At 71.1% G+C, this 12,108-nt stretch carries 8 protein-coding genes; 1 reads left to right on the top strand and 7 read right to left on the bottom strand.

Annotation, left to right across the window (positions count from 1 at the left end; all coding sequences use genetic code 11):
* Positions 1–24: 24 nt before the first annotated feature.
* Positions 25–888 (top strand): TylF/MycF/NovP-related O-methyltransferase, encoded by an 864-nt coding sequence (locus O7626_RS10430; protein WP_278060955.1) that lies wholly within the window; start codon positions 25–27, stop codon positions 886–888.
* A 135-nt stretch (positions 889–1,023) separates the two neighbouring features.
* Here the strand turns inward: O7626_RS10430 and O7626_RS10425 are convergent, their stop codons facing one another.
* The 7 genes from O7626_RS10425 to O7626_RS10395 form a co-directional block, all read right to left on the bottom strand.
* Positions 1,024–1,938 carry an LCP family protein gene (locus O7626_RS10425; protein WP_278060954.1) on the bottom strand — a complete coding sequence of 305 codons (915 nt, stop codon included), beginning with the start codon at positions 1,936–1,938 and terminating at the stop codon, positions 1,024–1,026.
* 412 nt (positions 1,939–2,350) lie between these two features.
* Entirely contained in the window at positions 2,351–3,541 is a 1,191-nt protein-coding gene (locus O7626_RS10420) for an acyltransferase (RefSeq protein WP_347404771.1), read from the bottom strand.
* Between the two features lie 207 nt (positions 3,542–3,748).
* A complete protein-coding gene (locus O7626_RS10415; protein WP_278060952.1) occupies positions 3,749–6,001 on the bottom strand; it encodes a glycosyltransferase family 4 protein in 2,253 nt (750 codons plus the stop codon).
* On the bottom strand, positions 5,998–7,341 hold the full coding sequence (locus O7626_RS10410) for a glycosyltransferase (RefSeq protein WP_278060951.1): 1,344 nt from the start codon (positions 7,339–7,341) through the stop codon (positions 5,998–6,000). Before O7626_RS10410 ends, O7626_RS10415 begins: the two co-directional genes overlap by 4 nt.
* A gap of 151 nt (positions 7,342–7,492) precedes the next feature.
* The gene (locus O7626_RS10405; protein ID WP_278060950.1) at positions 7,493–8,776 is read right to left on the bottom strand and encodes a nucleotide sugar dehydrogenase; all 1,284 of its coding nucleotides are present in this window, start codon (positions 8,774–8,776) and stop codon (positions 7,493–7,495) included.
* A gap of 5 nt (positions 8,777–8,781) precedes the next feature.
* On the bottom strand, positions 8,782–10,353 hold the full coding sequence (locus O7626_RS10400; protein ID WP_278060949.1) for a glycosyltransferase family 2 protein: 1,572 nt from the start codon (positions 10,351–10,353) through the stop codon (positions 8,782–8,784).
* A complete protein-coding gene (locus O7626_RS10395; RefSeq protein ID WP_278066118.1) occupies positions 10,350–11,927 on the bottom strand; it encodes a glycosyltransferase family 4 protein in 1,578 nt (525 codons plus the stop codon). Before O7626_RS10395 ends, O7626_RS10400 begins: the two co-directional genes overlap by 4 nt.
* Positions 11,928–12,108 lie beyond the last annotated feature (181 nt).

Here is a 12,108-nt window from a genome sequence, read left to right as displayed (position 1 = left end):
CCTTCCTACCGATTGGAAAGCATTGTGAGTGAGATTCTGATGGCGCCGGAGCTGTCCGGCGGCGACCTCGACGATCCCCGACGTCTGTACACCGAGTTGATGAAGAAAACCCTGACCAGGTACGCGTTCGGTGAGACCTGGCAGCCGTACGAGCCTCGCCGCAAGGGTGCCCGGGGCGCGCTGGTCCGTCGAGGGCAGCGGCTGCTGCACCGGCGCGGCCTCGAACTCGTCTCCAGGTTCACCTTCGACGCCGACGCTCGGGCCAACGGGCGGGACTGGCCGCCGGACGCCGAGACGATGGTCGGCCTGCGCCGGTTGGACAACGTCGAGCACTGCGTACTCGATGTACTGCGACAGCGGGTGCCCGGTGACCTGATCGAGACGGGCGTCTGGCGAGGCGGCACTGTGATCTTCATGCGTGCGCTGCTGGCAGCGTACGCCGACCGCGACCGTAAGGTCTGGGTGGCAGACTCGTTCCGTGGCCTGCCGAAGCCCGATGCGCATCGGGTCGAGGACGTCGAGGACGCGTTGTGGACCGTTCCCTTCCTGGCGGTCTCGCTGTCCCAGGTCAAGCAGAACTTCCGCCGCTACGGCCTGCTCGACGACCAGGTCAGGTTTCTGCCCGGGTGGTTCGAGGAGACCCTGCCGGGCGCGCCGGTGGACCGGATCGCGGTAATGCGGCTGGACGGCGACCTCTACGACTCGACAAGCGTGGCCCTGCGATCGCTGTATCCGAAGCTGTCGGTGGGCGGGTACGTCATCATCGACGACTACCACGCGGTACGGGGCTGCCGGCAGGCGGTGGACGACTTCCGCGCCGAGTTCGACATCACCGACGAGCTGGTGGCGGTCGACTGGACCTGTCGCTACTGGCGGCGCACCCGCTGACCGACAACGGTCGGCGCGATCCGCCGATGCCGGCAGGTGTGACTATCCTGGCGGGACGCGGCGCATCTCGTACCGCGTATCATTCCGGATCGGGCCGGTGTCGGGCGGGGGGCACGGGCCAACCGGGATCGAGCCTCAGCGAGCCGCATTCGATGCCGCCCATCCCGCCAACCGGTCTGTGCGGACTGCCTCGAAGAGCCGCCCAGCGCCTGCCGTGTCGGCGAACACCACGCTCTGGTCGCCGACCCTGCCGGTGCCGGCGGACGGGCTGGTGATCATGGTGGTCCGGGCGCCGCGCAGATCGTGGGCGAGCCAGCCGAGTTCCAGCAGCGAGGTGCCCCTGTCGAGGCTGACCGCCGCCGCGGTCGCGCGCAGGAACTCACTGAGCCGCCGGGGATCGGTGAGCAGGTCCCGCTGGCTCGCTTTTCCGATCATCGCGGCGATCAGCTCCTGCTGGTGCCGAATCCGGGCGAAGTCTCCGTCCGGAAAGGCATGACGCTCCCGAGCGTAGTCGAGCGCGGACGCGCCATCGAGGTGGCGGAGCCCCTGGACGAAGGGCCGGTACGGCGGTTCGCTCGCGACGAAGCTCCGCTCGATCACGACCTCGACCCCGTCGAGCGCGTCGATAATCCGGGCGAATCCGGCGAAGTCCACTTCGACCACGTGATCGATCCGTACGCCGCTGAACCGTTCGACGGTGCGGACCGTCAACGCCGCGCCACCCCATGCGAAGGCGGCGTTGACCTTCGCTGGTACGTCCGGCCGCCCGGCGTGGTCGACCGGCACGGTCACCCAGGTGTCGCGGGGAATCGATATCGCGTACACCCCCTCCCGGTTGCCGGGGATGTGCACCAGGACGATGCTGTCCGACCGGGAGCTGGTTCCACCGTCTTCCGGCGTGTCCCGGCCGAGAACGAGAAAGTTCAACGGTCCTTCGACGACCTTTTCCGGCCGCTGCTCCGGCGGCATCCCGCCGAACACGTCCAGCCGCTCTATGTGCCGGTCGACCGACCTCAGATAGAGCCAACCGGCGGTAACTCCACCAGCCACCGCCAGCACCACGAGAACGGTCAGCAGTCCCAGTGCACGGACGACTCGACGCTGCCCCGGGACCAGCCTCCGGAATCGCGACCGCGGGACGCAGAGAGCACCGATTTCCGCCATGACCGAGGGCACGGCGCGATCATCTGAGTCGATCCGGCCGTTATCCGCATCGTCGGCCGGGCGGCCGTCACCAGGCATCATGCTCAAAATCTACATCGACAAATCACCGTTGTGGCGCTTTCGAAGACAATACGTCCACCACGGCATTACCTCGGGCCGCGTCCAGTCGGGTTCACACGGTTCCGGACAGCGGAGGGGAAACCCTCGGCCATGGTCGGAACTCGACACCGGGACATGGCCAGCCGATCAACGGGGAAAAACCGTTTCAGATGTTCCGCTAGATACGATCCCGAACGCATCACCGGTTCGGTGCCTGCGCCGACGGAAGTGGCGGCCGAATTCCGTGCCGTGGCCGGTAGGTCGCGCCGGGACCGCGCCGCTTGAAGCGCATGGCGGGGCCCTCTACCAGGTGCCAGGACGGCACCGCGAAGATCAGCGCGCCGAACAGACTCAGCAGGATATAGCCGACGAGTCCGAGTTGCTGCGCACCCAGTATCGCCAGAAGCTGTTGCACCGGGAACCCGTATATGTAGGCGCCGTACGTGTAGTCCCGTCCGCGCCCGAGCCACGCCAGCCGGCGCGGCAGCGCGATTCCCAGATACAGCATCAGGTACGCCCAGGCTGGCAGGCCGACAGCGAAGAACCCGCCTCGCCAGAAGGTCAGTACGAACAGCACGGCGGCAGCTACGGCCAATCCGTCGTGCAGTGGGATGCGGTGCGCGTAGAGTCGGGCAGCCGCGCCGAGCAGGAAGACGAAGCCGAGCTGGAGTGTCCAGTCGGCGGCGGACGCTCCGATTATCGGGATCGGACCGACCGCACCGTGCGCTGGTGGCCGGGCGGTCCAGGTCGGGGCCGCGATCACGTCACGAAGGAGGAGCAGGTAGCAGCCGACGGCAAGCAGGAGTACTGTCCGAGGCGAGCGGCGCAGCACTCCGGTGCCTACCAGGACGCCGATCAGTGCATAGAAGGCCAGGTCGTAACGAAGGGTCCAGAGCGATCCGTCGAAGGCGCTCGGTCCGTCCAGCATGCGGCCGAACGGCGTGTCCGAGAGCAGCCCGGATATCGTGAACTGCTCCATCGAGGCCAGCCAGTTGGTGATGACATAGTCGACTGGCCCACCGGGATGTTCCCAGAATCCGTCGAGACTGCCGTTCTCGAGGAAGGCGACCAGCGGGGCGAATCCGAAGGCGGTCACCAGGAGGCAGACCCAGAGTCCGGGGAAGACGCGGAGAATGCGGGCCCAGAGGTACTGCCGAAGCGATGATCGCATTCCGCTTTCTGTGATCAGAAAGCCGGATATCAGGAAGAACCCGTACAGCGACAGTGCCCCGACGTCGGTTTGACCCGACGAGAGAAGGTGACCGGGGCTTCCCAGTCCGAAGCCGAGCGGCCAACTGTGCGCGATGATCACTCCGGCGGCCAGCATCAGCCGGAGTACGCCGAATGCGTTGTGCTGAGCGGAGTACCGCTCGGCCAGCGTCGGCAGCACCGGCGCATGGGTTTGCACCGCGTACGAAGTCGGCGATGGCGGAAGCTTCGCGTTCCGGGTGTGCGGCGAACTGCGGAACCGATGCGTCGAGGACGCCCTGAGCCCCTTCTGTGACGGGACTCAGGGCGTGTCAGATCGAATTACGGGATGCGGCGAGGGCCTTGGTGGGCAATAGTCTGCCTCCGCCCGGCGACGACGAGTCGAAAATCAGGAGTCGTCGCCGAAGGCGGTGAGCGAGGTCGTGACCGGCAGCGCGGGATGCCGGCGGGCGAGTCGCCAGCCGATGGTGGTGCCGTACGAGCCGGAGACCACCACCCCCCGGGTCTTGGCCAGGTCGAGCTTCGGCAGCACCGCGCGGCGGGTGATCCGCCACAGGATGAGCGGCCTGAGCACCAGATAGGCGGGGAAGAAGAGCCTGTTGTGCACGCCCTTCGCCCCGCGCCGGTGCCAGCGCCGCAGCGTACCGATCGCGACCTCCGGCCCGAGCCGGTGGATCTTGCGCGCGACCTGCTGCGCACCGAGCAGCGTCCGGCCCGGCAGCCGGAACAGCAACAACTGCTCGGTGAAGAGCAGTAGCCGCCGGTTCTCCGCCGCCATTAGGGGGTGCAGCCGGACCCGCTCGTCCAGCCGGGCCCGTGACCACTGCTCCGGCTCGTTGACGACCAGGTCCACCGTGTAACCCCGGGCCGTCATCTGGTTGACGAACTCTCGAGTGAGATGGATCTTGGGCGGGTTGACCGCCACCACCAGCAGCCGGGCGTCCTGACCCACCGCGTCCCGCACCGCCGGCACCGATCCGGCAAGGCCGGCCGGCGCGGGCAGCGTGGTCGCCGGGACCGGCACCCCGGCCGGAGCCGACCCGGTTGCCTCGTCCGGCATCGGAGTCGAGCCGAGGGCCTCACCCGCCGTCGCGTCCGGTCCAGGCCGGTAGCTGGCCAGCAACCCGGCCGCCACCGCCGCCCGGCCGTGCCGGGCCAGCAGCCTGGCCCGGGCCGCCGGCAGATCGAGTACCCCGAACTGGTCCCGCAGCCGGCGCCAGCCGGCCGCGACCACCTCCGGATCGTTGCCGACGTCGACGAACTGCCCGGCCACGCCGTCCAGCCCGGCCAGCGTCTCCGTCGCCTCCGGAGTCCGCCCGACCAGCACCGGCAGACCGCTGGCGATCGCCTCCACCACGGTGGCACCGAGCGGACCGACGTCACCGGGCTGCACCAGCACGTCGTGCCGGTGCAGCAGCCCCGGCAACTCGTCGGCGGCGACCGGAGCACGCAGCACGACCCGCCCCGTCAACCCCAACTCCTCGACCCGGGTGCGGACCATGTCGCCGCCGACACCGGTGAGGGTCAGCGTCACCCGAGGCTCCTCGGCCGCGACCCGGGCGAACGCCTCCAGCACCGGTGGCACACCCTCGTCCTCGACCGGCTGGCCGAGGTGCAGCCAGCGCAGCGGCTCCTCGACCGGGGTGGGACGGGGCACGAGCGCGTCGAAGTCGACCAGTTCCGGCACGATCCGCAGCTTGTCCGCGTACTGCGGGAAGCGCTCCTTGACCAGCTGGTGGACGTACGGGCCGGGGCAGAGGAGTTCGTCGACGCGTTGCAGCATCTCCTCGTACTGCCGCCTGGCCGCCGGGCGGGCGAGTACCGCCGTGACCAGCGGGGCGGACTCGGTCACCACGATCCGGGCGTCCGGCCGGGCGAGCCGGGCGGCGACCAGCCCGCCGAAGATGCCGGTGTGCGCGTGCACCAGCGGTGCCTCGATCCGCCCGCTCGGCAGCACCGCGGCCAGCGCGTCGACGTGGGCGCGGGCCAGGGCTGCGTAGTCGGGCGCGGCCGAGACCGGCACCGGCACCCGGGTCAGTTCACCCTCCGGGGTGTCCCGCAGCACGGCACCGCCGGCCCGGCCGGCGAGCCGGTCGGCCGCCGCCGCGATCAGGTGTGTCGACCGGGAGCGGTGCGGGTAGGTCCAGCTCTCGGTGTGCAGGATCGACACCCGCCCGAACTCCCCGCCGACCGCCTGGAGCATCGCCCGCAGCACCGCCCCGGCCCCGGCCGGGGTGTTCGGTGACGGATACCAGGGGGTGACCACGGCCAGCTCGGCGGGTGTCCGCCGGCGGGCCGGCTCGTCGGCCGGCTCGTACCGGACCGCCAGGCCCGGCTTGGACCCGACCGCGGCCCAGGCCACCGGCAGCGCCTCCGGGTCACCGGCGACCAGCAGGTCCGCGTCCCGGAGCAACCCGAGCACCGTCCGCCGGGCGTTGCGGTGCAGGGCACGTCCCGGACCGGGCACCCGGTGCGGGTTGACACCGGGCGGCAGCGCCACGGCCTTCCACTGTGGCAGGTCCGCCACGACCAGCGTGACCTGGGCACCCGCCGCCGCCAGCGCGGCGGTGTGGTGCAGCGCCGCACCGACCCGCAGCGGCCCGAGCGCGACGTAGACGACGTTGCGGTGGCTGCCGGTCACCGGGACCCCTCCACCAGGGCGCGCAGCCGGGCCTCCCACGGGCGCAGGGTGTTCTCCCGGGTGTACTGCTGGGCGTGCTCCAGCGCCCGCTGGTGGAGCTGGCCGTCCATGTCCCGGGCGGCCTTGGCGGCACCGATGAACGACTCGGCGACCGCGTCGGCGTCCATCCGGTCCCCGGTGAACCACAGTGGATAGTCTCGGAGCACCTCGCTCGCCGCGATCAGCGGCTCGTGCACGGAGACCACCGGCTTCCCGGATGCCATGTACTCGAAGACCTTTCCCGACGTCACGAACCGGGCACCCGGCACGCAGAAGACCAGCGCGTCGACCTGCTCGTAGATCCGGCTGACGTCCGCCTTGCCGAACGCGCCGTGGTAGCGCACCCCGTAGCTGTGCTCCTGCTCGATCCGGTCGCGCAGCGGCGCCACGGTGTTGGCGAAGAAGCCGAGGTGGCCGTGGATGTGCAGTTCCGCCCCGGCCAGCAGCGGATGGCTCTGCGCCCGCCGCCAGCCGGCGAAGAGCACGTCCAGCGGCAAGTACGGGGTGACCGTCCCGACGTAACCGAAGCGCAGCGGCCGGTCCGGCGGAACGGGCCGGAACTCCGGCCGGCCCAGCAGCTCCGGCTCCCAGCCGTTCGGCACCACGGTCATCCGGTCCGCCGCGTACGGGTAGCGCTCGGCGTGCCACTGCCGCATCCCGTCGTTGACGAAGACCGCCTCGGCGGCGTGCTTCAGCACCCGCGCCTCCCACCGGCCACCGGGAGTGTTCCGGCCCATCCGGACCTCCTCGGTGAACTGGTTGAAGGTCCAGGCGTCCCGGTAGTCGACCACGTACGGGATCCGCAGGGTGCGCCCGAGCAGCCAGGCGACCGCGAACGACACGAACGGGTTGCCGGTCGCCACCACCAGGTCGAAGGGGCGCTTCCGGTGCATCCCGTACGCCCTGGAGAGCAGTCCGGGTACCCAGCCGTTGTAGTGCTCCGGGAAGACCGACCGGAAGATCCGCTGGTAGATCCGGTCCGACAGGACCGGGAAGTTGCCGCGCAGCCGGCCGAACCGCCGGACGTCCGTCTCCCAGATGTACGGGTTCATCGGCGCCCGGACCACCCGTACCCGGGGGTCGACGGTCGCCTCCAGCGACTCGTCGCTGCCGTTCTCGAGGTAGTGGCTGAAGAACTCCCGGGGAGCCGTCAGCACGGTCACGTCCCAGCCGGCCTCCGCGAGGTGGTTGGCCGTGGCCCGGGCCCGGAAGACGCCACTGGCCCGGCTGGGCGGAAAGTAGAACGACAGGTAGAGGACCCGGGGCGGGGATCCGCTACGGACACGCCTGGAAATCGTCACTGCTCCTCTCGGATACCCGACGCGCCGCCGTCAGCCCGCGCTGCTGGCCGGCGGGGCTGACGTGGCGGCGGCGTCATGGCGGGAAGGATCCCGGGGCCCAACGGTTCTACCACAGGAACGTGAATGTCCGTCCCGGCCGCCGAGCAGCGGCTCAGCCGCCGATCACCACCCGGCGGGCCGTGGTCCAGCGGGCCGGGTCGGTCACCCGGCGGCCGTCCACCAGCACCTGCACGCCCGGCAGGTCGGCGGCGCCGAGCGTCCGGTACTCGGCGTGGTCGGCCTGGATCACCGCGGCGGTGACCGGCTCACCGTCGTACGCCGGCAGGCCGAGGCCGGTCAGCTCCTCGTTGGTGTACATCGGGTCCGAGACGTACGGCTTGGCGCCCCGGCGGCGCAGCGCCTCGACGGTCGGAAAGACGCCGGAGAACGCCGTCTCCTTGACCCCGCCCCGGTAGGCGGCACCCAGCACCAGCACCTCGACCCCGGTCAGGTCACCGACCGCCGCCGCGAGCAGGTCCACGGCGTACTCCGGCATGGCCGCGTTGGCCTCCCGGGCCGACCGTACGACGGTGGCCGCCGGGTCGTTCCACAGGTACATCCGGGGGTAGATCGGGATGCAGTGCCCGCCGACCGCGATGCCCGGCGAGTGGATGTGGCTGTACGGCTGGCTGTTGCACGCCTCGATCACCTTGAGCACGTCCACCCCGACCGAGTCGGAGAACCGGGCGAACTGGTTCGCCAGGCCGATGTTGACGTCCCGGTACGTCGTCTCGGCGAGCTTGGCCAGCTCGGAGGCCTCGGCCGAGCCCAGGTCCCACACCCCGTTGGGCCGGGGCAGGTCGGAGCGCTCGTCGAAGTCGAGGACCGCCTGGTAGAACTCGACACCGCGCCTGGCCGACGCCTCGTCCACCCCGCCGACCAGCTTGGGGTAGCGACGCAGGTCGGCGAAGACCCGGCCGGTCAGCACCCGCTCCGGGCTGAAGACCAGGGTGAAGTCGCGACCGACCTTGAGCCCGGAGCCCTCCTCCAGCATCGGTGCCCAGCGGTTGCGGGTGGTGCCGACCGGCAGGGTGGTCTCGTAGCTGACCAGGGTGCCCGGCTTGAGACCGGCGGCGATGGCCCGGGTGGCGTCGTCCATCCAGCCGAAGTCCGGCACCCCCTCGGCGTCCACGAAGAGCGGCACCACGACGACCACGGCCTCGCTCTCGGCGACCGCCGCCGCGGTGTCGGTGGTGGCGGAGAGCCGGCCCGCCGCCACCGCCTCCTTGAGCTTGACGTCGAGGTCCGCCTCGCCCGGGAACGGCACGGCGCCGTCGTTTACCAGCTTGACGACCCGCTCGGAGACGTCGGCACCCACCACCGAGTGCCCCTTGTCGGCGAACTGCACGGCGAGCGGCAGTCCGATCTTTCCGAGAGCGACGACGCAGATTTTCATGCCTACTACTTTCCTCCCTGGGGCAGCCTGCGCCGTAGTCGGGCCAGGACCCGACGGGGCGTGACAGGTGCGATGGCGATCACGAGTTGGCCTCGGTGACTCGTTGTCGGGGTGATCACGAAGAACCGCATCCCCCGGCGGAACATCAAGCGTGACACGCCGGGGCGGGTCGGCGCCCGTACCGGCGCCGTGCCGACCCCGCCGAAAGCGGTCAGCTGGGACCGGACGCCCAGCAGCGAACCGCCGGCTCCGGCACCGGCGAGGAGCAGACCGACCCGGAACCGGGCCCGGACGGTGCTGCCCGCACTGTCCCGGCTGGTCTCCAGGGTGGTGCCGGTCACGTCGCCGGCGGTCAGCCCGATCGGGCCGGAGGTCAGCGACGCCAGGTCCCGGCGGGGGGTCCGGGCGGTGACGGTGAGCGCCCGCTCGCCGTCCTCGCAGGTCTCCCAGCCGACGGCGACCGCCTCCAGCCGGGCCAGCCAGTCCGCGGCGGTGTCGGAGACGTCGAACCACTCGTCCGGCAGCGCCAGCCGGGGGTCCCGGAAACCGGGATATCCGGCGTACCAGCGGTCCCCGTCGACGATGGTCGGCGGCACTCCGTGCTCGGCGTCCTGCCGGATCACCGCGAGCAGGTCGTCGACGGTACCGCGCTGGGCGGTGGATATCCGCAGCCGCGCCTCGATGTCGAGCCGGCCCCGGATCCGGTCGGTGAGGTAGTTGTCGGCCAGCCCCCGGATGCCGGCCGCCACCTGCTCCTGGGCGGTCCGGTCGACGGCGAGGAAGTCGTCCTCCACCAGCCGGGCGACCTCCCAGGAGAAGTGCCGCAGCAGGATGGCGTCCCGCTGCTGGCCCGGCTCGATCAGCCCGGCGACGAAGTTCATCAGCGCCTCGGCGCAGCGCAGCCGCTCCAGGTGCTTCGAGCGGTAGGTGATGTTGTGCGCGTTGAGCCGGCGCACCGCGTGGTAGAACTCGTAGTCGGCAAGTACCGAGATCCGCTTCGCCCGGAAGCACGCCTCCAGGGTGAACGGCTGGTCGCTGCCGACCGGCATGTCCTCCGGGTAGCGCAGGTGGTGCCGCTCGATCAGCTCCCGGCGGAAGAGCTTGGTGTTCGCCAGCGACCAGGGCAGCGCCGAGTCGAAGAGGTCGATCTCCATCTCGTTGCGGGCGAAGACCGCCTGGTGGATGTTGCGGCTGTTCACCCCGACGGCCTTGCCGAGTACCACGTCGGAGTCGTACTCGTCGGCCGCCCTCACCAGCCGCTCCAGGGCCTCGTGCCCGAGGTAGTCGTCGGCGCCGACGAAGAAGACGTACCGGCCGGTGGCCTGGTCCAGGGCGCGGTTGCTGGGTGCCGCCGGACCGCCCGAGTTCGCCTGGTGGATCACCTTGACGGTGTCCGGATAGAGCCGGGCGAACCGGTCCAGCTCCCGGCCGCTGCCGTCGGTGGAGCCGTCGTCCACCGCGACGACCTCGATCCGGTCCCGCCCGATGCTCTGCCGCACCAGGGAGTTCAGACACTTGGTCAGGTAGGGCATGGTGTTGTAGACCGCCACCACCACGCTGACGTCGGGGGTGTTCACCTGACGGTTCCCGCGGATGGCGCGCTCACCGCCCGCTCGGCGAGCTGCTCCGGCGGCCCCGGAACGGGCTCCGGCTTCCGCTCCCGGTCCGGCAACAGCCGCCGGTAGACCTCGTCGAGTACCTCGGCCTGGGCCGACCAGGTCCACTCCGCGAGCAGCCCCGGCCGGTCGTACGCCGCCCGGTAGCGCCCGGTGTCGGCGAGTACCGCGCGGACCGCCCGGAGGAAGTCGGTCAGGTCCTCGGCCCGGAACACCTCGCCCTGGCCGGTCGACCGGACCGTCTCGGCCATCGTCTTCACGTCGCTGACCACCAGCGGCAGCCGGGCGTGCGAGTACTCGAAGAACTTGGTGATCAGCGCGATCTCGTGGTTCGGCCAGTGGTGGATCGGGATCACCCCGACGTCCGCCGCCGACAGGAACCGCACCACCTGCCAGTGCGGCACGTACGGCAGCACGTGCAGCCGGTCGGCCACACCCAGCGCGCTGGCCCGGGAGACCAGCTCCCGGACGTACGGGCCGTCCGGCTTGTTGACCACCAGCGCGGCGTGCGCCCCGGGCAGCTGCCGCAGCGCCTCGACCATGATCTGCAACCCGCGCCGGGGAGCCGCCGCCCCGCTGTAGACCAGCAGCGGGGTGTCCGGGGCGACACCGCAGAGCGCCCGCAGGTCCGGCGCCGGTCCGTCCGCGGCCGACGGCGGCTCCACGTCCGGGGCGTTGAGCACCACGGCCGGCAGCCGGTCCAGGCCGTGCTCGGCGCGCAGCAGCTCGGCGAGGCTCGTCGACACCGTGATCGCGGCGTCCGCGTACGGCACGTACTCCCGTTCGTGCGCGCGGTGCGCCGGCAGCCACCGGGCGTTGTCCTGCCAGGGCTGGACCCCGGGCAGGAACTCGTGCGCGTCCCAGACCAGCTTCACCGTCCGGCCGGCGGCGGCGGCCCGGGTCTTGGCGCGGGCGCCGACCCCGATCATCCGGAAGTCGTGCGCGTGGATCAGGTCCGGCCGCAACTCGTCGACGACCGAGCCGAAGGCCAGCTCGTAGTCCCAGAGCCCCGGCTCCAGCCGCCGCCAGGCCCGGCCGCCCTGGACGGTCTGCCAGAACCAGGTGTAGAGCCGGTCCCACGGGCCGTCCAGCTTGCGGCCCTTCCGGGCCCGGGTGAGCTGCCAGTAGCGGAACGACACCCAGCGGCGCAGCCACTGGGCCGCCATCCGCTCGGTGCGCAGCCGGCGCGCCTGCCGGGGGTCCGGCCGGCCGGACCGGGCCGCCACCGCCAGCGCCGCCTCGCGCACCCGGATGTCCGTCTGCCAGGCCTTCACCCAGGCCGCCCGGTTCGCCGCGATCCCGCTCGGCGGGTACGCCAACGGCCAGCGCAGCCAGGCCCGCCGGAACTCGTGCCGGCGGCGGGCCAGCGGATCCGGCATCGGCACCAGGCGCACCTCGGCCCGGCCGAGCTTCCAGGTCTGCGGGGCACCGACCGGCGCGCGACCGAGCAGCGTCACGTCCCAGCCCGCCTCGGCGGCCGAGCGGGCGACCTTCTGCACCCGGGAGTCACCGTGCACGCCGTTGTCGACAAGCATGACGACCCGCCCGCGTGAGCCCCGCACTCCGGCGCCCCGGTCCACGTCCATGATCTGTGTCTCCACCTTTTCGCAGCGCCTTCGCCCGGCAAGCCCCAGCGAGTGTACGGCAGCCCTCGCGGAGCCCTTGACATGCTTGTTCCGTTTGTGCAGAGCCTGGCCGGGTAGACCCGTTCGCCCA

The organism is Micromonospora sp. WMMD1102, from assembly GCF_029626265.1.
In the GTDB taxonomy this organism is placed as follows: Bacteria; Actinomycetota; Actinomycetes; order Mycobacteriales; family Micromonosporaceae; genus Plantactinospora.
This window is presented reverse-complemented; position numbering and strand designations above follow the sequence as displayed.